Source organism: Actinomycetospora atypica, from assembly GCF_042653685.1.
GTDB classification, from domain to species: domain Bacteria; phylum Actinomycetota; class Actinomycetes; order Mycobacteriales; family Pseudonocardiaceae; genus Actinomycetospora; species Actinomycetospora atypica.
In genome coordinates this window covers 17,654-40,360 of record NZ_JBHSIV010000020.1, presented here as the reverse complement: position 1 = coordinate 40,360, position 22,707 = coordinate 17,654, and the positions used below count along the sequence as shown (strand labels likewise).

The window sequence follows — 22,707 nt, the reverse complement described above, 5'->3', positions numbered from 1 at the left end:
CCCCGTCACGAGGAGGACGGCATGGCCTCGACCACCCGGACCGGACGAGTCCTGCTCGGTGCGATGGAGTGGGCCGGGCAGGCCGCGATGCGCCGCCCGGCCGAGCCCCGCCCCGGACCCGACACCACCCGCGCCGCCGAGCCCGGCCCCGTCGTCGTGGTCGGGGGCTTCTTCGCCACCGCTCCGGTGATGGCGCCCCTGGCCGAGGGCCTCACCGCCCGCGGCCACGAGGTGCGCACGGTGGTCGAGGGCGCGGCGGCTGGCTGTGCCCGCCGGGCCACCGACTCGCTGACCCGCGAGGTCGAGGCGCTCGCCGTCCGCCACGGGCGCCCGGTGCACCTCGTCGGGCACAGCCGCGGCGGCCAGTTCGCCCGCGTGGCGACGGCGCGCGTCCCGCGCTCGGTGGCGAGCCTGACGACCCTCGGCACCCCGTTCGCGCTCTACGGCCTCGGGTCGGTCGCGCTGGGCATCGGCGGCGCCGTGGCGGTGGCCGGGAGCCTCGGCGTCCCGGGCCTGGCCACCCTCACCTGCCTGCTCGGGGACTGCTGCCGCAGTTACCGCGCCGACCTGACGGACCCGTGGGCGGCCGGCGTGCCGTACACGACGATCACCGGGGCCGACGACCGGACGGTGCCCGGTGCCGCGGGGCACGACGAGGGTTCGGTGCAGGTGGCGGTGCCCGGCGGGCACCTCGACCTGCTCACCTCCGCCCGCGCCCACCACGCGGTCGCCGAGGCGATCGACCGCGCGGCGCTCGCGGCCCGCGCGGCCTGACCACCCGGTCAGGACTCCCGGGGCAGGTCCCGGTCGTCGCGGCGGTCGGAGCGCTCCGGCCGGTCGGAGCGGGAGCCGTCGCGGTCGGACGGGGAGGACACGCGGTCGACCGCATCCCGCACGGGGTGGTGGCCGGAACCCGGCCGGGTCGGGCCGGCGCCGGACGACGAGCTGTCCGGGGACGCCCCGGAGCTCGGGCGCGGCGTCGTGGTGGGGCGGGTGGGGGTCGACGGCGCGTCGTCCCCGGTATCACCGGCGCTGTCGCCACCGGCGCTGTCGCCACCGGCGCTGTCGTCCCGGCGCATCGCGGATCGGGTGGCTTCGGACCGGGCGGCGTCGTAGCGGCCAGCGTCGGATCGGGCGGTGCCGGACCGGGCGGCGGGGCGGGTGGGGGCGGTGCGTGCGGGCGGCGCCGGCCTCGTCGTCGGGACCGGGGCGGCGAGGTCGGGGGCGGCGAGGTCGGGGGCGGCGAGGTCGGGGGCGGCGAGGTCGGGAGCTGCGGCGACCACGGCCTCCGCCATGGACGGCGCGACCGGGAAGGACGCGGCCGGCCTCGGGACCGCCCGGGCGGGTGCGGCCGCGGTGGCGGAGAGGGTGGCGCCGGGGGCGGTCGGGGCCGACCCGGAGAAGGCGGAGAACCCGACGCCGAGCAGGACGAGGCAGCAGGCGGCGGCCACGAGGGCGGCCGAGCGGCCGTGGCGGTCGAGGGCGGCGCGCGTCCGGCCGGGCTCCCGCGTCGCGGAGAGGCGGCGGGCGACCTCCTCCATCGTCGGCCGGTCGGCGGGGGCGTCGGCCGTCATCTCGGCGAGGAGCTCGCGCAGCCCACCACGCCGGTGGGCCGGGGCGAGCTCGTCGAGGAGGCGCCCGAGGGCGTAGACGTCGCCCGCCGGGTCGTGCGGAGCGCCGGTTCCCCGCTCGGGGGCGGGGAACGGCGGGGTGACCGGCAGCTCGCCCGAGCGCTCCAGCCAGGGCAGGAGCCCGAACTCGGCGAGGCTCGCGCCCCGCGGGGTCCAGGCGACGGTGCCCGCGCCGAGACCGCCGTGCGCGGAGCCGTGGCGGTGCCGGGGGATCAGGGTGTCGGCGACCGCGGCCCCGAGCGCGCGCACCTCGGCGGCATCGAGACCTCCCGGCGGGGTGGTCTCGGCCAGGGTGCGCTCGGCCGGGTGCTGGGTGACGAGGAAGAGCCGGTCGTCGAGGTCCCCCGCGTCGAAGAGCTCGGCGACCTCGGGCCCCCGGTCGAGCCACGACCGGGGCGGCAGCACGAGCGGGCCGCGCCCGGCGAGGAGCGTGACGGTGACCGTGCGCTGCAGGAGCTCGTCGTACCCGCGGTGGGCGCAGCACCCCGGCGACCGTCGCAGGACGGGCCCCAGGTGGTAGCGGTCCGCCACGACCAGCGCGTGGTCGGTGCAGGGGCGGAGGGACGAGTCCTCGACGTGCACGTATCTCCCGTTCGGCCGAACCGTGTCTCACCGGATGTCGCCCGGTGTCGTACGGCCTCGCGGGTGGACCGTTCAGGGAGGTGATGCCCCCTCGGGGCGCGTCCCGCACGTGATCTTCTGGACACGATGTCGTGCCCCGCGTCGGGGTTGGTCCGCCCGCGTCCGGGAGCCCCCCACCCGGACGGGGGTGGCTGTCGACGCGCAGGGTGACGTCTTATGTTGAATGGATGACGATCGAGGTCGGGGATGTCGCCGGATCGCCGCAGCGGACGCCCGATCTCCCGGACGACGTGGCCCGGATCGGCAGTGCCGCCCTCGGGGCGCTGCCGCAGTGGCGCCGGGACGGTCTCCGCGACGAGGCGCTCACCGCGATCGCCGCGGTCGCGACGCGGCTGGCCGGGTCCGCGCCCGAGGACACCCCGGCCCGTCGCGCCGACGCCTACGTGCTGACGGCGCTGCTGCTGCTCAACTCCGACCCGTCCTCGGGCGCCCTCGCCACCGACCTCGTCGAGATGCTGTCCTGAGCGATCGACCGGTGTGAGCCCGACGACAGCCCGGGCGGGCCCGTCGGTGGGCGAGGATGGGGTCACCGCTCACCGTCGAGGAGGACCACCGTGGCCGAGGCCTACATCGTCGACGCCGTCCGGACCCCGGTCGGCACCCGCAAGGGCAAGCTGGCCGACGTCCACCCGGCCGACCTCGGCGCCCACTCGCTGACCGCCCTGATGGAGCGCACCGGCGTCGACCCGGGCGCCGTCGAGGACGTCCTCATGGGTTGCGTGTCCCAGCTCGGCCCGCAGGCCGGGGTCATCGGGCGCACCGCCTGGCTCTCGGCGGGCCTGCCCGAGCACGTCCCCGGCACGACGATCAACCGCGCGTGCGGCTCCTCGCAGCAGGCGCTGCACTTCGCGGCGCAGGCCGTGCTCTCCGGCACGCAGGACCTCGTCGTCGCGGCGGGCGTGGAGAACATGGCGATCGTCCCGATCGACGCCAACGCCGCGGTGCTCGAGCGGATGGGCACCCGCCGGGAGGGCGCGGGCTGGATCGAGCGCTACGGCGAGCAGGAGATCAGCCAGTTCCGCGGAGCGCAGCTCATCGCCGAGCGCTGGGGGATCACGCGGGAGCGGATGGAGGAGTTCGCGGTCGAGTCGCACCGCCGCGCGGCCGCCGCCACCGACGAGGGCCGCTTCACCTCCCAGCTCGCCCCGATCAACGGCCTCGACGCCGACGAGGGCATCCGCGCGACGATCGACCGCGAGAAGATGGCGACGCTCAAGCCGCTGCGGGAGGGCTACGCCATCACCGCCGCCGTGTCCTCGCAGGTCAGCGTCGGCTCGGCGGCCATGCTGATCGCCTCCGAGGAGGCGCTGCGCACCCACGGGCTCACCCCGGTGGCGAAGGTGTCGACCCTCGCGGTGGTGGGGGAGGACCCGGTCCTCATGCTCACCGGCCCGATCCCGGCCACCCGCCAGGTGCTGCGCAAGGCGGGGCTGTCGATCGACGACATCGACCTCTTCGAGTGCAACGAGGCCTTCGCGTCCGTGGTGCTCGCGTGGGCGCAGGAGACCGGGGCGCCGCTGGAGCGCACCAACGTCAACGGCGGCGCGATCGCCATGGGCCACCCGCTCGGCGCGACGGGGGCCGTCCTGGCGACGAAGCTCGTCCACGAGCTGCAGCGCACCGGCGGCACCCGCGGGCTGCAGACGATGTGCGAGGGCGGCGGCCAGTCGAACGCGACGATCATCGAGCGGTGCTGACGCGTGAGCACTGTTCCGTGCCAGGACACGGAATAGTGCTCACGAGCGCGCAGCGCACCTCCCTCCTGAGGAGCACCGAATGAGCAGCACCCTCCACGAGACCGCGACCGTCCCGGTCGACGGCGGCGTCCCCGAGCTCACCCACTGGATCGGCGGGCGGACGACGCCCGGCGGGAGCGGCCGCTCCGGTGACGTCACCGACCCGGCGACCGGCGAGGTGACCGCCCGGGTCCCGTTCGCCTCGGCCGAGGAGGTCTTCGACGCGGTGGCCGCGGCGAAGGCGGCCTTCCCCGGGTGGCGCGACACGTCGCTGAGCGCGCGGACGCAGATCCTCTTCCGGTTCCGGGAGCTGCTCAACGCCCGCGCCGGGGAGCTCGCCGCGATCATCACCGCCGAGCACGGCAAGGTCCTCTCCGACGCCGCCGGCGAGGTCGCCCGCGGGCAGGAGGTCGTCGAGTTCGCGTGCGGGATGCCGCACCTGCTCAAGGGCGGCGCCACCGAGAACGCCTCGACCGGCGTCGACGTGCACTCGGTGCGCCAGCCGCTCGGCGTCGTCGGGATCATCTCGCCGTTCAACTTCCCGGCCATGGTGCCGATGTGGTTCTTCCCCATCGCGATCGCCGCGGGGAACACCGTCGTCCTCAAGCCGAGCGAGAAGGTCCCGAGCGCGGCGCTGTGGATGGCCGAGCTGTGGCGCGAGGCGGGCCTGCCCGAGGGCGTCTTCAGCGTGTTGCACGGCGACAAGGTCGTGGTCGACGGTCTGCTGACGCATCCCGACGTGCGGAGCATCAGCTTCGTCGGGTCGACCCCGATCGCGCGGTACGTGTACGAGACCGGCACCGCGAACGGCAAGCGGGTCCAGGCGCTCGGCGGGGCCAAGAACCACATGGTCGTCCTGCCCGACGCCGACCTCGACCTCGCCGCCGACCAGGCGATCAACGCCGGGTTCGGGTCGGCGGGGGAGCGGTGCATGTCGATCTCGGCGCTGGTCGCGGTCGGCGGCATCGCCGACACCCTCGTCTCCAAGATCGCCGAGCGGGCCCGCGCGCTGCGCACCGGCGACGGCCGCCGGTCCTGCGACATGGGCCCGCTGATCACGCGGGCCGCGCAGGAGCGGGTCTCGGGCTACGTCGACGCCGGCGAGCGCGAGGGCGCGACCGTGGTGGTCGACGGCCGGGACGTGACCCCCGACGGCGACGGCAGCGGTTTCTTCGTCGGCCCCACGCTGCTCGACCACGTCGGGACCGACATGAGCGTCTACACCGACGAGATCTTCGGGCCGGTGCTCAGCGTGCTGCGGGTCGACTCCTACGACGAGGCCGTGGCGATGGTCAACGCCAACCCCTACGGCAACGGCACCGCGATCTTCACCAACGACGGCGGCGCCGCGCGGCGGTTCCAGAACGAGGTCGAGGTGGGGATGATCGGCGTGAACGTGCCGGTCCCCGTGCCGATGGCCTACTACTCCTTCGGAGGCTGGAAGAACTCGCTGTTCGGCGACACCCACGCCCACGGCACCGAGGGCGTCCACTTCTTCACCCGGGGCAAGGTCGTCACCACCCGGTGGCTCGACCCGTCACACGCCGGGGTCGACCTCGGGTTCCCGCAGAGCTCGTGAGTACCGCGTCGGCCCCGCGCGAGCTCCCGCCCGACACGCGCGGGCCGCACACCTCGCGCCTCGGCGTCATCGCCGTGGTCGCCACGTTCGGCGGCCTGCTCTTCGGCTACGACACCGGGGTCATCAACGGCGCCCTCGAGCCGCTGTCGCGCGACCTCGGCCTCACGGCGGTGACCGAGGGCCTCGTCGTCAGCAGCCTGACGATCGGGGCGGCCTTCGGTGCCGTGCTCGGCGGCCGGCTCTCCGACCGCCGCGGGCGCCGGCAGACGCTCCTGGTGCTCGCGGTCGTCTTCGTCGTCGGGACGCTCGGGTGCGTGCTCTCCCCGACCTGGGAGGTGCTCGCGGCGTTCCGGTTCGTGCTGGGTCTCGCGGTGGGCGGCGCGTCGGCGACGGTGCCGGTGTACCTCGCCGAGATGGCGCCGGCCGAGCGCCGCGGCAGCCTGGTGAGCCGCAACGAGATCATGATCGTCTCGGGCCAGTTCGCGGCCTTCGTCGTGAACGCGATGATCTTCACCGTCTGGGGCGAGGTCGACGCGATCTGGCGGGTGATGCTGCTGGTGGCGGTGCTGCCGGCGATCGCGCTGCTCGTCGGGATGCTGCGGGTGCCGGAGAGCCCGCGCTGGCTCGTCCGGCAGGGGCGGCACGACGAGGCCCTCGCCGTGCTGCGCAAGGTGCGGTCCGACGAGCGGGCGCGGGCCGAGATCGACGAGGTGCACCGCCTGGCCGCCGAGGAGGCGGCCCGGCCCTCCGAGCGCACCGACCTGTCGGTCCCGTGGGTGCGCCGGCTGATCCTCGTCGGGGTCGGCCTCGGGGTGTTCCAGCAGTTCACCGGCATCAACTCGGTCATGTACTACGGGACCCAGCTGCTCGGCGACGTCGGCTTCTCGGCGAACGCCGCGATCGTCGCGAACACGCTCAACGGCCTGTTCTCGGTCCTCGGCATCACCGCCGGCATCCTGGTGATCAACCGGGTCGACCGGCGCACGATGCTCCTCGCCGGCTTCACCCTCACCACGACGTTCCACCTGCTCATCGGCCTGTCCGCGGCCCTGCTGCCCGAGGGGCCCGTGAAGGCCTGGGCCGTGCTGGTGTTCGTCGTGGCGTTCGTGTTCTGCATGCAGGGCACGCTCGGGCCGCTGACCTGGCTGATCCTGTCCGAGATCTTCCCGCTCGCGATCCGCAGCGTGGCCATCGGGATCAGCGTGTTCGTGCTCTGGGTCGCCACCGGCGTCGTCGCGCTGGTGTTCCCACCGCTGATCGAGGCGATCGGCATCGCCCCGACGTTCTTCGTCTTCGTCGCCCTCGGCCTCGCCGCCCTCGTGTTCGCGTACCGCTGCGTCCCCGAGACCCGCGGTCGGTCGCTGGAGGAGCTGGAGGCCCAGTTCCGGACGACCGCCGCGGGCCGCTGAGGCGGGTCAGGCGGCGGCGAGGGCCACCTGCGGCGTGTACTCGATGTGCCCGGCGACGGCCCGAGCGGTCGCCGGGTCGGCCTCGCGGGCGACGAGGTGCAGGGCGAGGTCGATCCCGCTGGTCACCCCGCCCGCGGTGACCAGGGTGCCGTCGTCGACCACGCGCTCCCCGCGGCGCACGAGCGCCCCGGAGGCCTCGAGGTCGTCCAGGGCGCTCGCGTGCGTCACGGCGGGCCGTCCGGCCGTCAGCCCGGCCGCGGCCAGGATCATCGCGCCGGTGCACACCGAGGCGACGATCGTGCCCCGACCGGCGAGCTCCGCCAGCCGGCGCGGCAGCACGCCGCGCTCGGCCTCGGCCCGCGCGCCGCGCCCGGAGTGCCAGCCCCCGCCCGGCACGACGACGAGGTCGGGCGTCCCGAGCACGGCGTCGAGGTCCACGACGACCCCGTGCGCACTGCGCACGGGGCCCGGCGTGTCCACCGCGACCAGCGTCGACGACCACCCGTCGAGTCTCTTCGTGGCGTGCGAGAGGACCTCGTGCGGGCCGAAGGCGTCCAGGTCGTCGAACCCGTCGAAGACCACGATCTCGATGCGCATGGCCGTCAGCCTGCGCGGCGCCGTCGTCCGGAACGAGTGGCAGGAACGACGACATCCGTCATTTTCCGGCCAGCTCCCGTGGGACCGGGCCGTCGGTCACCACCTGGGTGGTGGTCGGCCTCGGGGCGGGTGCCTCGGCGGCACGGCCCCGACCGGCCAGCACGCTGGGCAGCAGCAGCAGCGTCAGGCAGAGCGCGATCATCACCAGCGGCGGCCAGGCCGCCGCACCGATGCGCCACGACCGGGCGGGCCGCGTCGTCGGTGCGGGGGTCGGCCGCTCCCGCCCCGGACGCCGGGGCGGGATGAGCCGGTGCTGCCCTAGCTGGGCGGCCAGGCGCGGGTCGTCGAGGGCGAGCAGGGCGGCGGTGGCGTCGAGCGTGCGCCGTTCGGAGTCGCTGAGCACGGGGTGTCCTTCCCGGTCAGTCGGTGGGCGGGGCGGGGCGCCCGGCCAGCTGCGGGACGTCGGGCTCGACCTCCATGGGGTCGCCTCCGCCGCCGTCGGAGCCCTGCTCCTGGGCGGGGTCGGGCCGGAACCAGCCGCCCTGCAGCGGCCCGCCCGCGGCACCGAGCGCGTTCATCTTCTTGGGCACCGGGGCGCCCTGGTACGGGAGCTCGCGCGGGTGGCCGTGGTCGTCGATCCCGGCCAGCGGCTGGTGCACCTCGATGAACTCGCCGTGCGGGAGGCGCTTGATGTGCCCGGTCTCGACGCCGTGCTCGAGGACGTCGCGGTCGGAGCGCTGCAGGCCGAGACAGACGCGGTAGGTCACCACGTAGACCAGCGGCGGCAGGACGAGCAGCCCGAGCCGCCCGGCCCACACCATGACGTTGAGGGAGATGTCGAAGGTGTAGGCGATGATGTCGTTGCCCGAGGCCACCAGCAGCCAGAAGTAGAAGGTCATCCCGACCATGCCGGTCGCGGTGCGCGCCGGGGCGTCGCGGGGCCGCTCGAGCAGGTTGTGATGGGCCCGGTCACCGGTGAGGCGGCTCTCGATCCACGGGTAGAAGGCCAGCAGCGCGACCAGGAGCCCGCAGCCGACGACGGCCGGGAAAAAGATCGACGGCACCGTGTAGCCGAAGATGTACATCTCCCACGCCGGCCACAGGCGCACCGCGCCGTCGAAGAAGCCCATGTAGAAGTCGGGCTGGGAGCCGGCGCCGACCTTCGTCGGGTCGTACGGGCCGAGCTTGAAGACCGGGTTGATCTGGAACAGCCCGCCCATCGCGACCATGATCCCGATGCTGACGACGAGGAACCCGCCCGCCTTCGCCGCGAACGTCGGCAGGATGCGCACGCCGACGACGTTGCGCTCCGTCCGTCCGGTGCCCGGGAACTGGGTGTGCTTCTGAAACCAGACGAGCGCCACGTGCACGCCGATGACCGCGAGGATGATCCCGGGCAGCAGGAACACGTGCACGATGTAGAGCCGCGGGATGATGATCGTGCCGGGGTACTCGCCGCCGAGGATCGCCCAGTGCAGCCAGGTCCCCGCCACGGGGATCGACATGACGATGGACGACAGCCCGGTCCGCAGGCCGGTGCCGGAGAGCAGGTCGTCGGGCATCGAGTAGCCGATGAAGCCCTCGATCATCCCGGCGAGCAGCAGCACCACGCCGAGCAGCCAGTTCGACTCGCGGGGACGCCGGAACGCGCCGGTGAAGAAGGTGCGCATCATGTGGGCGATCATCGAGGCGACGAAGAGCAGCGCCGCCCAGTGGTGGACCTGGCGGACGAGCAGCCCGCCGCGGACCTCCATGGAGATGTCGACGGTGGTCTTGTAGGCCTGCGACACGTCGACGCCCCGCAGCGGGGCGTAGACCCCGTTGTAGGTCGTCTCCGCCATCGAGGGGTCGTAGAAGACCGCGAGCCACGTGCCGGAGAGCAGCAGCACGATGAAGCTGTACATGTTGATCTCGCCGAGCATGAACGACCAGTGCGTCGGGAAGACCTTGTTGATCTGACGTCGGATCGGTCCGGCCGGGTGGTACCGGCTGTCGGCGCCGTCGGCGCCGGCGGCCACGAGCCGCGCGGCGGTCGACGTGGGGGTGCGGCCTCTCGGGCCGGCGGTGATCGCCATCAGCTGCTGCTTTCGTCCGTGGCGAGACCGTGGTGCGGTCGCCGTCGGGAGACGCGGGAGGGCCGGGATCCCCGCGTGGTGTCGCGGCGGATCACGGGAGGGGACGGGCGCGGCGGCGCGGACCGGTGTCCCTCGGAGGGGCCGCCGGGACCGGGGCGATGTGGTGCACGACCCGCTCGTCACGAGGGGGCGATGCGAGCGGATCGGCCGGCGGCCGTCCTCGTAAACCCGCTCACGAGCAGGGGCTCTCCCGGTTCGACAGGCCGGGGAGGCCCTGTCACGCTCGATCCGCCGTCCGCCCCAGACCCTGCGGAGAGTGACACCACCCGCAGAGGAGCACACGTGAAGGCACTGGTCTACGACGGTCCGAGGTCGGTCTCGGTCCGGGACGTCCCCGACGCGGGGATCGAGCGCCCCACCGACGTGCTCGTCCGCATCACCACCACCAACATCTGCGGGTCCGACCTGCACATGTACGAGGGCCGCACCGGCCTGGAGGCCGGCAAGATCCTCGGCCACGAGAACATGGGCGAGGTCGTCGAGGTCGGCGCCGGCGTCGACCGGGTGCAGGTCGGCGACCAGGTCAGCCTGCCGTTCAACATCGGCTGCGGGTTCTGCGGCAACTGCGAGCGCGGCAACACCGGGTTCTGCCTCACCGTGAACCCCGGCACTGCGGGCGGCGCCTACGGCTTCTACGGCATGGGCCCCTACGCCGGCGGCCAGGCCGAGCTGCTCCGCGTGCCCTACGGCGACTTCAACTGCCTCGTCCTGCCCGAGGACGCCGCGGAGAAGCAGAACGACTACACGATGCTCTCCGACATCTTCCCCACCGGCTGGCACGCCACCGAGCTCGCGGGCATGCGCCCCGGCGAGTCGGTCGCGGTCTACGGCGGCGGCCCGGTCGGCATCATGGCCGCCTACTCCGCGGTCCTGCGCGGGGCGAGCCAGGTGTTCGTCGTCGACCGGCACCCCGACCGCCTGAAGCTCGCCGAGAAGGCGGGCGCGATCCCGATCGACGACTCGCAGGGCGACCCCGCCCAGCAGATCCTCGACGCCACCGACGGGGTCGGCGCCGACCGCGGCTGTGAGTGCGTCGGCTACCAGGCGCACGACGCCCAGGGCGTCGAGCACCCGGAGATGACGCTGAACTCGCTGTTCCAGGCGGTCCGCCCCACCGGCGGCATCGGCGTCGTCGGGCTGTTCCTGCCCGGCGACCCGGGCGGCGCGGACGCCGACGCGCAGGCGGGCCGCTACCCGATCGACTACGGGACCCTGTGGTTCAAGGGCCAGCGCGTGGGCAACGGGCAGGCCAACGTCAAGAACTACAACCGTCAGCTCGCGGAGCTTATCCACCGCGGGAAGGCGACGCCGTCGTTCATCGTCAGCCACGAGCTGTCGCTGGCCGAGGCGCCCGACGCCTACCAGAGCTTCGACGACCGCCTCGAGGGCTGGACGAAGGTCCTCCTCAAGCCGGCCGCCTGACGCCGTGGGCCGTCCCCGCCCCCCGGGGACGGCCCGCGTGACGTAGCCCATCGGGTCGAGTCCGTGACGCCCGCGGCGCTGCGGACGTCCCACTCCTGACGGCGGCGGCACGCTCCCTGGCAGGAGCGGGCGGCCGCGGGACCGATCCGTGGGAAGGCGGAGGACGACCATGATCACCACCGGGACGACCACGTCGGAGCGACCCGTCGAGGACGGCCGCGGCGGCGGCACCGGACCGAGCCCGACGCGCGGCTGGATCGCGCTCGCGGTGCTGCTCGGGGTCTATGTGATCGGGGCGCTCGACCGTCTCGACCCGACGCTCCTCGCGAGCCTCCTGTCCGGCGGGCTCTGACCCGCCTGATCGCACGGGCCACAGTGTGCCGTGGGCCACTAGCTTGGGTGTGACCCAGACCATGCGACGGTGCGGAGGACTCGGTGAGCTTTGACGGGGCGGGTATCGACAAGGTCCTGACGGACGCGGTCGAGTCGCGGGCGGTGCCGCACGTGGCGGCCATCGCCGCCGACCGCGACGGCGTGTTCTACGAGGGCGCGGCGGGCGAGCAGGTGGTCGGCGAGGGCCGGCCGGTCAGCACCAGCACCCACTTCCGGATCATGTCGATGACGAAGATGGTCGCGACCACCGCGGCCCTGCAGCAGATGGAGAAGGGGCAGCTCGACCTGAGCGCCCCCGTCGAGCAGTACGTGCCCGAGTTCGCCGACGTGCAGGTCCTCGACGGCTGGGACGGCGACACCCCGAAGCTGCGGGCCCCCGCCAGTCGGGCGACCGTCAAGCAACTCATCACGCACACCTCGGGGCTCTCGTACTGGTTCTGGAACGAGGATCTGAAGCGCTACGAGGCGACCACCGGCATCCCCAACGTCGTGCCCGGCGACATGGCCGCGTTCCGGGCGCCGATGGTGGCCGACCCCGGCACCCGCTTCGAGTACGGCATCAACACCGACTGGCTCGGCCGCGTGGTCGAGGCCGTCGCCGGGACCACCCTCGACGTCGTCGTGAAGGAGAACATCACCGGCCCGCTGGGCATGGACGACACGATGTTCGCCCTCGACGACTCCCGGCTGGGGAACAAGACCCCGGTGCACGCCAAGGGCGAGGACGGGCAGTGGGCCTCGATCGGCAACGTCCTGCCCGACGAGCCGCAGTGGTGGGCCGGCGGCCACGGCCTGCACTCCACCCCGCGCGACTACATCCGCTTCGAGCGCGCCCTCCTGCGCGGCGGCGAGCTCGACGGCACGCGCATCCTGGCCCAGGAGACCGTCGACGCCGCCTTCAGCGACCAGCTCGACGGCGCCCCGATGCCCACGGAGATCGTCACCGTCGACGAGGCGACCACCGACACCCTCACCCTCGGGCCGGGCTGGACGTGGGGCTACGGGCTGCTGATCAACACCGAGGACCAGCCGGGCGGTCGTCGGGCCGGCACGGGCGCGTGGGCCGGGCTGTTCAACACCCACTTCTTCATCGACCGCACCACCGGCATCTGCGCGTCGATCTACACCAACTCGCTGCCGTTCATCACGAAGGACGAGGCCTGGAAGCTCTACGTCGACTTCGAGCAGGCCCTGTACGCGTCGTTGTAGGTGCCGGAGGCATGTGAGCACTGATCCGTGCCCGGACACGGATCAGTGCTCACGAGTTCTGCGCCTCGTGCGTCGAGGCCGACCGGTAGTCGGTGTAGGTGTACGGGTTGTCGAGGACCTTCGTCTCCGGCACCTCGGGGTTCATGCCGGCCTCCCAGGCCTCCTCGCCCAGCGTGGAGCGCAGGTGGTCGACGGTCGCCTCCACGGTCCGGCGCGCGCCGGCGAGGTCGATCCCGACGAGGCGGTGGTCGCGCTTGACCACGCGCCCGTCGACGATCACGGCCTCGACGTCGCCGCGCTGGGCCTGGAGCGCCACGTGGCCGTAGGGGTTGAGCAGCGGGAACATCACCGGCGAGTGCTCGTTGCGGATCAGCACCACGTCGGCCTTCTTGCCGACCTCGAGCGAGCCCAGGTCGTCCCGGCCGAGGCTCCGGGCGCCGCCGCGGGTGGCCCAGTCGACGACCTGCTCGGAACGCAGCGCGGCGTGGGTGACCGTCTCGCCGCGGGCGTGCGCCTCCAGGTGCTCGCGCGACCGGTCGGCCCCGAGCGTCGTGCGCATCGCGGAGAAGAGGTCGCCGCTCCACCAGACCGTCGTGTCCATCGAGAGCGACACCGGGATGCCGTGGTTCCGCAGCGCCCAGGTGGGCGGGTAGCCCTGGCCGGCCGACTGCTCGCTCTCGGTCGACACCGAGACCGAGCCGCCGGTCGCGGCGATGCGGTGGTAGCTGTCCGCCGAGAGCGTCGCGGCGTGGACGTAGACGGTCTCGGGCGTCATGAACCCGTGGTCGTGCATCAGCCTGATGCCGTCGTCGTTCGTCGCGCCCCAGACCCCGGCGTGCGTGGTCACCGGCACCGCGAGCTCGCGGGCCACCTCGAAGGCGGGCTTCTCGGGGAACGCCGGGTCGCCGGTGACGTCGAAGGCGAGCTGGAAGCCGAGCATGTCGCGGTCGCCGCTCATGCGGCGGTCGACGAAGTCGCGGAACTCCGGCGACGCCGTCCAGTTCGCCGGCGCGTCCTGGATGTTGCCGTAGCCCAGGACGAAGCGGCCCGGGACGGCCTGCAGGGCGTCGACGGCGGCGTCGGCGTGCTGGGCGGTCTGCAGCCCGTGCGACCAGTCGACCGTCGTCGTCACCCCGGCGTCGACGGCCTCGATCGCGCCGACGAGGTTGCCCGCGTACACGTCCTCGGGGCGGAACGCCCGGCCGTGCTCGAGGTAGTACCAGACGAAGTACTGCGTGAGGGTCCAGTCGGCGCCGTAGCCGCGCATCGCCGTCTGCCACATGTGCCGGTGGGTGTCGATCATCCCGGGCATGACGATGCCGCCGCGGGCGTCGATCTCCTCGGTGCCGTCGGGGACGGACAGGCCCGGGCCGACGGCGGCGATCCGGTCGTCCACGACGAGGACGTCGGCGTCGGTCAGGACGGTGTGGGCGTCGTCGAGGGTGAGGACCGTGCCCCCGCGCAGGACGACCGGCCGGCGGGCCTCGGACTCACTCATCGCACTCGCTCCCTCGTCGTCGTCGGACAATCGTCCGCGTGACGGTCAGATGACCCGCGTCACTGTGCTCATCGACGGTTGGGCTGTCAACCGTCGGGCGCACCGGCTCTCGGGTGTCCGTCTGGCGGTTACAGTGCCCCGGTGCCGCGCGTGGGGACGGGTCCCGACTTCATCGAGGCCCTCGCGCGCGGGCTCGACGTCATCACCGCGTTCGGCCCGCACCGCCCGGAGATGACCCTCGCCGAGGTCGCGGGGGCCACCGGCCTCGCCCGGCCGACGGCGCGGCGCATCCTGCTGACCCTCGCCGAGCTCGGCTACGTGCGCTCCGGCGACCGCGGCTTCGCCCTGACCCCGCGCGTGCTCGACCTCGGCGCGGCCTACGTGGGGTCGATGGGGCTGTGGGAGGTGGCCCGCCCGCACCTCGAGGCCCTGTCGGCGCGGGTCGACGAGTCGTGCTCCATCGCCCAGCTCGACGGCTCGGACATCGTCTACGTCGCCCGCGCGTCGGTGCCGAAGATCGTGTCCCTCGCCGTGCAGATCGGCACCCGGTTTCCCGCCCTGCCCACGTCGCTGGGGAAGGTGCAGCTGGCGGCGCTGCCGCCCGACGAGCTCGAGCGGGTGCTCGCCGAGCCCACCCGCTCCGGGCTCACCCCCCGCTGGCAGCCCACGCGTGAGGAGCGCGACGCCACGCTCCGGGAGGTCCGCGCTCGCGGGTGGGCGCTGACCGACGAGCAGCTGACCCGCGGCATCCGCTCGGTCGCGGCGCCGCTGCGCGACGGGTCGGGCCGGGTGATCGCCGGGGTCAACGTCAACTGCCACGCCGCCGAGACGTCGGTCGAGCACCTCCTGGAGCACCACCTCCCGCTGCTGCTCGCGGCCGCCGGGGAGATCAGCGCCGACTTCGCCCGCCGCGAGTCGCTGCCGCACGTGACGCTGCCCGCCTCCTAGGGGGCCATCGCTGACACCGGGCCGGATCGAGCGTGGCGCCCGACTGACGTCGAGTGTCAGCGACGTGCCATCGCTGACACGAGGCCCCGATCGAGCGTGGCGGCTCACTGACGTCCGGTGTCAGCGACGTGCCATCGCTGACACGGGGCCGGGGAACCGCTCCCGCCGACCGGAAGTCGGGGCGCGCCCGCCACCGGGGCGGCGCACCATGATCGGATGAGCGACCCCGAGGTGGTGATCGTCGGAGCCGGGCCCGCGGGGCTCGTCCTCGCCTGGCTGCTGCAGCGCGCCGGCGTCCCGTACGTGCTGGTCGAGCGGCAGGCGCGCGAGGAGATCGGCACCCAGCCGAAGGCGGGCATCGTCGAGTACCGGACGGCCGAGCTGCTGCGGGCCGAGGGGCTGCCGCTGCGCTTCGAGGTGGAGAACCGCCGGGTCGAGTTCCGCACCCCGACGACGAGCCACCTGTTCGATTACGCCGACCTCACCGGCGACCGCCCGCACTACGTGTTCCCGCAGCACCGCCTGGTCGCCGAGCTCGCCGAGGCGCTCGTGGCCGAGGACGCCCCGCTGCTGTTCTCCCACCGCGTGGAGGCGGTCGACCCCGACGGGCCCCGGATCGTCGTGGAGGGCCGCGAGTTCCGGCCGCGCGCGATCGTCGGCGCCGACGGGGCGGGCAGCGTGGTGGCACGGGCGCTGGGAGACCGGGTCGACGTCCTCGACCGCCCGCTGACGAGCCGGTGGCTGGTGGTCTCGGCGCCGACGCCGCCGCTGGTCGGGCACACCATCTACGCGATCCACCCCCGCGGGTACGCCGCGCACCTGCGCCGCGGGCCGAACGAGACGCGCTTCTACCTCGAGGTCCCGGTGGAGGTCAGCGCCGCCGACACCGACCACGACGAGCTGCGCCGCGACCTCGCCGAGCGCCTGGGCGAGCCCGGCGCCCTCGACGGCGTGGAGTTCACGAGCGTCGACGACCTCGACCTGCGTACCCGCGTCACCACCCCGATGCAGGCGGGCGGGTGCTTCCTCGTCGGCGACGCCGCCCACCTGATCACCCCCGCCGGCGGCAAGGGCATGAACCTCGCGGTGGCGGACGCGGTCGAGCTCGCACACGGTCTCGTCGAGGCCCACGGGGTCGACGGGCACGGGGGTGACGACGCCCGGCTGCGCGCCTACTCCGAGACCCGCCTCCCGGTGATCATGGCGACCCAGGGCTTCTCCGACTGGTTCCTGCGGATCCTCTCCGCGTTCTCCGCCGACGCGCTGGCCGGCAGCACCTCCGCCGCCTTCGTCCACGGCATGCGCGAGGGCTGGGTGCGGCGGCTGCGCGACGACCCGCTGCTCGCCCGGTGGTTCGCCCACGCCTACGCGGGGGTCGACCCCAGGCCTTGACGGGCATCGTCGGGAAGCCCCAGGATCAGATGTCGGACAACAGTCCGGCAGGCGGACAGGAGGACTGCGCATGGCTGGGCCGCTCGCGGGCGTGCTGGTGGCCGACTTCTCGCGGATCCTCGCCGGGCCGTACGCGACGATGCTGCTCGCGGACATGGGCGCCGAGGTGGTCAAGGTCGAGGGGCGCGCCGGTGACGACACCCGCTCCTGGATGCCCCCGACGCGCGGGAAGACGTCGACCTACTACCTCGGGGTGAACCGCGGGAAGCGCTCGATCGTCCTCGACCTGCGCGACCCGGGCGACGTGGAACTCGCCCGGGAGCTCGCACGGCGGGCCGACGTGGTGATCGAGAACCTGCGGCCCGGCGGGATGGCGAAGTACGGCCTCGACTACGCGAGCGTCGCCGCCGGCAACGCCGGGGTCGTCTACGCGAGCATCTCGGGCTTCGGGTCGGACAAGGGCGCGCACGTGCCCGGCTACGACCTCATGGTGCAGGCGATCTCGGGGCTCATGGACCTCACCGGCGACCCCGACGGTGAGCCGTTCCGCGCGGGAATCTCGGTGTTCGACGTGATGGCCGGCAACCACGCGGTGATCGGCATCCTCGCCGCGCTGCGGCACCGGGACGCGACCGGCGGGCGCGAGAACGGGGAGGGCCAGCACGTCGAGGTCAACCTGCTCTCCTCCGCGCTGACGGGTCTGGTCAACCACTCCAGCGCGTGGGTCGCGGGCGGGGTCGTGCCCCACCGGATGGGCAACGCGCACCCGAGCGTCTTCCCCTACGAGCCGCTCGAGACCGCCGACGACGACCTCATCGTCACCGCCGCGAACGACGGCCAGTTCCGCAAGCTCTGCGAGGTGCTCGGGCTCGACGGTGTCGCCGACGACCCGCGCTTCGCCCGCAACGCCGACCGCACCGCCAACCGCGGCGAGCTGCGCCCGATGCTCGTCGCGAAGCTCAAGGAGAAGACGGCGGTCGAGTGGTTCGACCTGCTCGTCGACGCCGGCGTGCCGTGCGGGCCGATCCAGTCGATCGACGGCGGCTTCGCGATGGCCGAGCGCTTCGGGCTCGAGCCCGTGGTGGAGGTCGGCGAGGGCGACCGGGCGGTCCCGACGACGAGGCACCCCATCCGGTTCTCCGAGACCCCGGCGGTCTACGAGCTGCCCCCGCCCGAGCTCGACGAGCACGGGGACGAGCTGCGGAGGTGGCTGGGTTCCGGGGCGAGCGCAGCGACCGGGGAGACCGATGAGTGACCGCGTGTACGAGACCGCGCTCGGCGCGGCGTCGCCCGACCGGATCACGCTGCTCGGTCACGACCTCGTCGAGGACGTGATGGGCCAGGTCGGCTTCGGGGAGCTGGCCTTCTGGCTGGCCACCCAGCGCCGGCCCACCCCGGGCGAGACCCGGGTGTTCGAGGCCGTGCTCGCCGCGCTGGCCGACCACGGCTACACGCCCACGGCGATCGTCACGCGGCTGACGCACCTCTCGGCGCCCGACTCGGTGCAGGGCGCGCTCGCCGCCGGGCTGCTCGCCGGCGGCAGTCGGTTCCTCGGGGTCACCGAGGACTGCGGGCGGTTCCTGCACGACCAGCTTGTCGGGACCGACCTGCCCACCGACGACGAGGGCTGGGACGCGATGGCCCTGCGCACCGTCACCGCGCAGCGCGAGGCGAAGCGGTTCGTCCCCGGGCTGGGCCACCACGTGCACAAGCAGGGTGACCCGCGGACCCCGAAGCTCATGGCGCTCGCCGCCGAGGAGGGCGTGACCGGGCCGCACCTGGCGCTGTTCGCCGCGATCGGCCGGGTGCACCCGCAGGTGCTCGGGAAGACGCTGCCGCTCAACGGGGCCGGCGTCTGCGGGGCGGTGCTCGCCGACCTCGGGCTGCCGCTGGAGCTGCTGCGCGGCTTCGCGCTGCTGGCCCGCACCGCCGGGCTGATCGGCCAGCTGGCCGAGGAGCTGCGCCACCCCGTCGCCAACGACATCTTCCTGTCGGTCGACCTCAACAACCGCCCGGTCGACCCCGACCCCTACGTTCCGCCACCCCTGAACGGAGATGCCCGTGGCTGAGCTCGTCGCGGTGATCGCCTCCACCCACCACCCCTTCTACTACCGGGCCTCGACCTCGGTGGGCGAGGACCGGCCGCCGTTCGCGGACGAGTGGGTGCGCAAGATCGAGGCGTTCCGGGAGACGCTGACACGCGCCCGCCCCGACGTTCTGGTGATGGTCGGCTCCGACCACTTCCACCAGCTGTGGCTCGACAACATGCCCCAGTTCCTCGTCGGGAAGGCGCCGGTCTACGACGCCAACTGGTACAACGAGGAACGCGAGTTCGGCCTGCCGAAGATGCGCCTGCAGGGGCAGGAGGAACTCTCCTCCTACATCCTGCGCGAGGGCCTCGACGCCGGCTTCGACCTCGCGTTCTCCAACGAACTGCGGATCGACCACTCGATCACGTGCCCGATCATCACGCTGCGGCCCGAGGCCGACCTGCCGATCGTCCCGATCTACACGAACATCTTCGCGCCGCCGCTGCCGCAGCCGAAGCGCTTCGTGCAGCTCGGGCGGACGATCCGCGAGCTGGTGGAGTCGTGGCCGTCGGACCAGCGGGTCGCGGTGATCGGCACCGGGCACCTGTCGCTGGAGCTGGGCGGGCCGCGTCAGTTCGGGCCCACCGGGCCCGACCCCGAGTTCGACCGGCGCGCGGTGGACTGGATCGCGAGCGGCGACATCGAGGGCTGCCTGTCGGAGGTGACGCTCGACAGCCTGCACCTGCCGGGCAACGCCACCCACGGGTTCATGGACTTCATGCTGATGATGGGCGTCGCGGGGGAGGGGATGAAGGCCGACCACGTCGACTCCCTCGACCTCTTCCACACCATGGAGGCCTACTTCACCTGGTACCCGCAGGGAGTGGAGAACCTGTGAGCAAGTACCTGCTGAACAAGTTCCTGTTCACCGTCGACCGCGATCCCGAGCTCGTCGAGCAGTACCGGACGGATCCGCAGGCGTGCGTCGAGCGGTGGGAGCGGGAGTACGCGAACAAGCTCCTCAATTGCCATCCCGGCGAGGACTCGACGTGGCTGGCCCTCAGTGCCGAGGAGCGGACGGCACTGGCGACCCACGACCACGTCACCCTGTTCGCGATGGGGGCGCACCCGTTCCTCACGCTGACGCTGTTCATCGCCATGTTCGAGCGCGACCACGGGCCGATGGAGTACCAGCTGGCCTACGCCCGGGCGCTCGACGGCGTGACGATGCCGTACCCCGACATCTCGACGTGAGGACACCGATGCTGCTGCCCACGAGTCTCGTCGGGAGCTACGCCCAGCCCGACTGGTTGATCGACCGCGCCAAGCTCGCCGGCCGGTTCCCCCCGCGGGTGCGGGCGAAGGAGCTGTGGCGGGTCGACCCGGAGTTCCTCGAGCAGGCCCAGGACGACGCGACGCTGCTCGCGATCCGGGCGCAGGAGCGGGCGGGGCTCGACGTCCTCACCGACGGCGAGATGCGCCGGGAGAGCTACTCGAACCACTTCGCGACCGCGCTCGAGGGCGTCGACGTCGACAACCCGGGCACCGCGCTCGACCGCAGCGGCCACCCGAACCCGGTGCCGCGGATCGCGGGGGAGATCCGGCGGACCGGGCCGATCCAGCGCCGCGACGTCGAGTTCCTGCGCGCGAACACCGACCGCACCATCAAGATCACGGTGCCCGGTCCGTTCACGATGTCCCAGCAGGCGCAGAACGACCACTATCCCGACGACGAGGCCGCCGCCATGGCCTATGCGGCGGCGGTGAACGCCGAGATCCGGGACCTGTTCGACGCCGGCGCCGACGTGGTGCAGATCGACGAGCCCTACATGCAGGCCCGGCCCGAGCCGGCGCGGGAGTACGGGCTGGCGGCGCTGAACGCCGCGCTCGACGGCGTCACCGGCACCACCGCGGTCCACATCTGCTTCGGCTACGCCGCGATCATCCACGCCCGGCCCGAGGGCTACTCGTTCCTGCCCGAGCTCGCCGGCAGCCCGGTCGACCAGATCTCGATCGAGACCGCGCAGTCGGGCCTCGACCTCGGGGTGCTCTCCGACCTCACCGACAAGACGATCATCCTGGGCGTGATCGACCTGTCCGACCCCGCGGTGGAGTCGGCGGAGACGGTGGCCGACCGGGTCCGCCGGGCCTACGACCGGATGCCGCCCGAGCAGCTCGTCATCGCCACCGACTGCGGCATGAAGTACCTGCCGCGGGAGGCCGCGGAGGGGAAGATGGCCGCGATGGCGGGGGCGGCGGCGATCCTGCGGGCGGAGCAGGCTTGAGCCGCCCGGGCCCCGCCGGCTGCGGCCCTGCCGTCAGGACGACTCGTCCCGGCGCAGCCCGTCGACCCACGGGTCCAGCGTCGTCAGGACCTCGTTCCACGGCAGCACGGCCGCGGTGACGACGAGAGCGACGAGGACCGCGACCACGAGGGCCCAGCGGAAGAGCGAGATGTGTCGCGGCGGGCCGGTCATGCCGGTGCCTTCGTGGAGTCGGGCAACGGGATCCCCGCCCGGCGCCCGAGCCAGAGCAGGGGAGCGGCCGCCGAGTGCGCGTGGTCCGGGTCGACGCCGGTGACGGAGGAGACGAAGAAGTACCTCACCTCCGCGAAGTCCCGGTCGGCCTCCCGGACCAGATCGTCCTGGCCCTGCCGCTCCAGCCAATCACGCACCATCGCGGAGTCCGGGCTCGTCGACCACCCGAGTCGGCCTGAGACCGGGAGCTCCACGAGGAGGTCCGCCTTGACCACCACGACGGCGAGCGCCACCCGCCGCAGGTCGACGCCGTCGATGACGAGGCGCTGCACGGTCGTCCGGTACGCCTCCACCGGCTCGGATCGCGCGGGGGCGGCGTGGTCGTCGTCCAGCATCTCGCGCGGGACCTGATCGGCGACCCGACGGATCGAGAAGGGGTCGACGACCGCGATCATCTGTTCCGCGCTGTCGAGGAAGCCCAGCTCGCGGTTGAGCCGGTGGTCGGCGAACCGTTCGCCGGCAGCGTCAAAGGTGTGGAGCAGCGCGGCCGACCTCCCGACTCTCAGTCGGGCCACCAGTCCGGTGGGCAGGCCGGCTTCGGTCTTCGCGACGTGACCCGTGCGAACCGCCGTCACCCCCTCCTCGAACGAACGCTCACTCGCACCGGAGCCCGGCTCGAGGATGCCGCCCGCCCGGCGGACGACCGCCTGAAGCGCAGCCAGTCCGGCGTAGATCAGGCTCGTCTTCCCGGCCGAGGCGGGCCCGAGGACCGGGATGCTCACGTCGGTGAGCACCCCCGACCCGGCCTCGAGCGGATGGTCGCAGTACGGACACTGTGGAACGTGGTCGAGCCCCGCGCGGGAGACGGTCGTGGGCATGGGAGTGCCGCACCGGCAACGGTGGGAGAGCACCCCGAGGCGGCTCGGCCGGACGTCCCGGTGGATCACGTCGCACCGTTCGCCGCGGCAGGCGTAGCTCGGGCGGTTCGTGCGGTGGAAGCAGATCGGGCACGAGGCGCGGGCACGCCGACGCCGACGCCTCAGCTCGTCGAACCTGCGGAGACCCCACCCGAACCCGCCCCACACCGCCAGTGCCCCGAGCAGCACGGGCACGCTGACCGCCCACACGATCACGAGGCCGACCATCACACCGACGGACCAGAGCCCGAGCACCGCGGCGAAGGGCGCGGCGAAGGGGAGGACGGCGAGCCCGATCCACGGCGGCACCTCCTCGGCCAGATCGCCGAGGTGCTCCCCGAGCCAGGCCCACGGCGCGAACGCCGTCCCGGTCGTCGCTCCCGCCATCGCCTCCAGGTCGATCGTCGCTTGGCGAGCCAGGTAGTGCGGCCAGACGTGGTCCCGCTGGTGGCCGAACCGCAGTCGCCGGAAGTGTGCCTCGTCCTGTGTGTCGCGGGCGGAGATCAGACGATGGTCCTGCCGGAACGGGGTCGTGAGCGCCACTGCTCCGCCCACCAGCGCCCCGACGAGCAGGCCGAGGAGCACACCCCACCCGGCGAGGGGGATCACCAGCCCCGTGTAGAAGAGCCACACCAACGTGCCCCAGACCAACGCGCCGACGATGGCGAGGAACGTCACCAGCCCGTTCATCG

22 protein-coding genes are annotated in these 22,707 nt (G+C 73.2%); 15 read left to right on the top strand and 7 right to left on the bottom strand.

The window, feature by feature from the left end:
* Nucleotides 1–21: 21 nt before the first annotated feature.
* The gene (locus ACFPBZ_RS18085) at nt 22–774 is read left to right on the top strand and encodes an esterase/lipase family protein (RefSeq protein ID WP_378037487.1); all 753 of its coding nucleotides are present in this window, start codon (nt 22–24) and stop codon (nt 772–774) included.
* An 8-nt stretch (nt 775–782) separates the two neighbouring features.
* Here the strand turns inward: ACFPBZ_RS18085 and ACFPBZ_RS18080 are convergent, their stop codons facing one another.
* Entirely contained in the window at nt 783–2,213 is a 1,431-nt protein-coding gene (locus ACFPBZ_RS18080) for a protein kinase family protein (protein ID WP_378037486.1), read from the bottom strand.
* Nucleotides 2,214–2,440: 227 nt separating this feature from the next.
* On the opposite strand from ACFPBZ_RS18080, the gene ACFPBZ_RS18075 reads away from it, so the two are divergent.
* The 4 genes from ACFPBZ_RS18075 (at nt 2,441) to ACFPBZ_RS18060 (ending at nt 6,997) form a co-directional block, all read left to right on the top strand.
* On the top strand, nt 2,441–2,737 hold the full coding sequence (locus ACFPBZ_RS18075; RefSeq protein WP_378037485.1) for a hypothetical protein: 297 nt from the start codon (nt 2,441–2,443) through the stop codon (nt 2,735–2,737).
* Nucleotides 2,738–2,827: 90 nt separating this feature from the next.
* Nucleotides 2,828–3,970: an acetyl-CoA C-acyltransferase gene (locus ACFPBZ_RS18070; protein WP_378037484.1), complete on the top strand. Its 1,143-nt coding sequence runs from the start codon at nt 2,828–2,830 to the stop codon at nt 3,968–3,970.
* A 79-nt stretch (nt 3,971–4,049) separates the two neighbouring features.
* The gene (locus tag ACFPBZ_RS18065; protein WP_378037483.1) at nt 4,050–5,588 is read left to right on the top strand and encodes a CoA-acylating methylmalonate-semialdehyde dehydrogenase; all 1,539 of its coding nucleotides are present in this window, start codon (nt 4,050–4,052) and stop codon (nt 5,586–5,588) included.
* Nucleotides 5,585–6,997: a sugar porter family MFS transporter gene (locus tag ACFPBZ_RS18060; RefSeq protein ID WP_378037482.1), complete on the top strand. Its 1,413-nt coding sequence runs from the start codon at nt 5,585–5,587 to the stop codon at nt 6,995–6,997. The genes ACFPBZ_RS18065 and ACFPBZ_RS18060 overlap by 4 nt, the downstream gene beginning before the upstream one ends.
* 6 nt (nt 6,998–7,003) lie before the next feature.
* On the opposite strand, the gene ACFPBZ_RS18055 is transcribed toward ACFPBZ_RS18060, so the two are convergent.
* From ACFPBZ_RS18055 to qcrB, 3 genes are read right to left on the bottom strand one after another with little or no spacing between them, the layout of a single operon-like run.
* Entirely contained in the window at nt 7,004–7,594 is a 591-nt protein-coding gene (locus ACFPBZ_RS18055) for a DJ-1/PfpI family protein (protein ID WP_378037481.1), read from the bottom strand.
* A 58-nt stretch (nt 7,595–7,652) separates the two neighbouring features.
* The gene (locus tag ACFPBZ_RS18050) at nt 7,653–7,997 is read right to left on the bottom strand and encodes a hypothetical protein (RefSeq protein WP_378037480.1); all 345 of its coding nucleotides are present in this window, start codon (nt 7,995–7,997) and stop codon (nt 7,653–7,655) included.
* Between the two features lie 16 nt (nt 7,998–8,013).
* Nucleotides 8,014–9,669 (bottom strand): cytochrome bc1 complex cytochrome b subunit, encoded by a 1,656-nt coding sequence (qcrB, locus tag ACFPBZ_RS18045; protein WP_378037479.1) that lies wholly within the window; start codon nt 9,667–9,669, stop codon nt 8,014–8,016.
* Nucleotides 9,670–10,011: 342 nt separating this feature from the next.
* On the opposite strand from qcrB, the gene ACFPBZ_RS18040 reads away from it, so the two are divergent.
* From ACFPBZ_RS18040 to ACFPBZ_RS18030, 3 genes are all read left to right on the top strand, one after another.
* Nucleotides 10,012–11,151, top strand: coding sequence for a glutathione-independent formaldehyde dehydrogenase (locus ACFPBZ_RS18040; RefSeq protein WP_378037478.1), 1,140 nt, complete (start codon nt 10,012–10,014; stop codon nt 11,149–11,151).
* A gap of 169 nt (nt 11,152–11,320) precedes the next feature.
* Nucleotides 11,321–11,503, top strand: coding sequence for a hypothetical protein (locus ACFPBZ_RS18035; RefSeq protein WP_378037477.1), 183 nt, complete (start codon nt 11,321–11,323; stop codon nt 11,501–11,503).
* Nucleotides 11,504–11,586: 83 nt separating this feature from the next.
* The gene (locus ACFPBZ_RS18030) at nt 11,587–12,753 is read left to right on the top strand and encodes a serine hydrolase domain-containing protein (RefSeq protein ID WP_378037476.1); all 1,167 of its coding nucleotides are present in this window, start codon (nt 11,587–11,589) and stop codon (nt 12,751–12,753) included.
* Nucleotides 12,754–12,802: 49 nt separating this feature from the next.
* On the opposite strand, the gene ACFPBZ_RS18025 is transcribed toward ACFPBZ_RS18030, so the two are convergent.
* Nucleotides 12,803–14,251 carry an amidohydrolase family protein gene (locus ACFPBZ_RS18025; RefSeq protein WP_378037475.1) on the bottom strand — a complete coding sequence of 483 codons (1,449 nt, stop codon included), beginning with the start codon at nt 14,249–14,251 and terminating at the stop codon, nt 12,803–12,805.
* Nucleotides 14,252–14,392: 141 nt separating this feature from the next.
* Here ACFPBZ_RS18025 and ACFPBZ_RS18020 point away from each other — a divergent pair, with 141 nt between their 5' ends.
* The 7 genes from ACFPBZ_RS18020 to ACFPBZ_RS17990 all read left to right on the top strand — a co-directional run bounded on the left by ACFPBZ_RS18020 (nt 14,393) and on the right by ACFPBZ_RS17990 (nt 20,906).
* Nucleotides 14,393–15,199 (top strand): IclR family transcriptional regulator domain-containing protein, encoded by an 807-nt coding sequence (locus ACFPBZ_RS18020; protein ID WP_378037474.1) that lies wholly within the window; start codon nt 14,393–14,395, stop codon nt 15,197–15,199.
* 216 nt (nt 15,200–15,415) lie between these two features.
* Nucleotides 15,416–16,591 carry an FAD-dependent monooxygenase gene (locus ACFPBZ_RS18015; RefSeq protein WP_378037473.1) on the top strand — a complete coding sequence of 392 codons (1,176 nt, stop codon included), beginning with the start codon at nt 15,416–15,418 and terminating at the stop codon, nt 16,589–16,591.
* 70 nt (nt 16,592–16,661) lie between these two features.
* Entirely contained in the window at nt 16,662–17,846 is a 1,185-nt protein-coding gene (locus ACFPBZ_RS18010) for a CaiB/BaiF CoA transferase family protein (RefSeq protein WP_378037472.1), read from the top strand.
* On the top strand, nt 17,839–18,660 hold the full coding sequence (locus ACFPBZ_RS18005) for a citryl-CoA lyase (protein ID WP_378037471.1): 822 nt from the start codon (nt 17,839–17,841) through the stop codon (nt 18,658–18,660). Before ACFPBZ_RS18010 ends, ACFPBZ_RS18005 begins: the two co-directional genes overlap by 8 nt.
* Complete coding sequence (locus tag ACFPBZ_RS18000) at nt 18,653–19,519, top strand: DODA-type extradiol aromatic ring-opening family dioxygenase (protein WP_378037470.1); 867 nt, start codon at nt 18,653–18,655, stop codon at nt 19,517–19,519. The genes ACFPBZ_RS18005 and ACFPBZ_RS18000 overlap by 8 nt, the downstream gene beginning before the upstream one ends.
* Nucleotides 19,516–19,875, top strand: a complete 360-nt coding sequence (locus ACFPBZ_RS17995) for a hypothetical protein (protein ID WP_378037469.1) — start codon at nt 19,516–19,518, stop codon at nt 19,873–19,875. The genes ACFPBZ_RS18000 and ACFPBZ_RS17995 overlap by 4 nt, the downstream gene beginning before the upstream one ends.
* An 8-nt stretch (nt 19,876–19,883) precedes the next feature.
* Nucleotides 19,884–20,906 carry a uroporphyrinogen decarboxylase family protein gene (locus tag ACFPBZ_RS17990; RefSeq protein ID WP_378037468.1) on the top strand — a complete coding sequence of 341 codons (1,023 nt, stop codon included), beginning with the start codon at nt 19,884–19,886 and terminating at the stop codon, nt 20,904–20,906.
* Nucleotides 20,907–20,939: 33 nt separating this feature from the next.
* On the opposite strand, the gene ACFPBZ_RS17985 is transcribed toward ACFPBZ_RS17990, so the two are convergent.
* Nucleotides 20,940–21,098 carry a hypothetical protein gene (locus ACFPBZ_RS17985; RefSeq protein ID WP_378037467.1) on the bottom strand — a complete coding sequence of 53 codons (159 nt, stop codon included), beginning with the start codon at nt 21,096–21,098 and terminating at the stop codon, nt 20,940–20,942.
* Entirely contained in the window at nt 21,095–22,705 is a 1,611-nt protein-coding gene (locus tag ACFPBZ_RS17980; RefSeq protein ID WP_378037466.1) for a TRAFAC clade GTPase domain-containing protein, read from the bottom strand. Before ACFPBZ_RS17980 ends, ACFPBZ_RS17985 begins: the two co-directional genes overlap by 4 nt.
* Between the last annotated feature and the right edge of the window lie 2 nt (nt 22,706–22,707).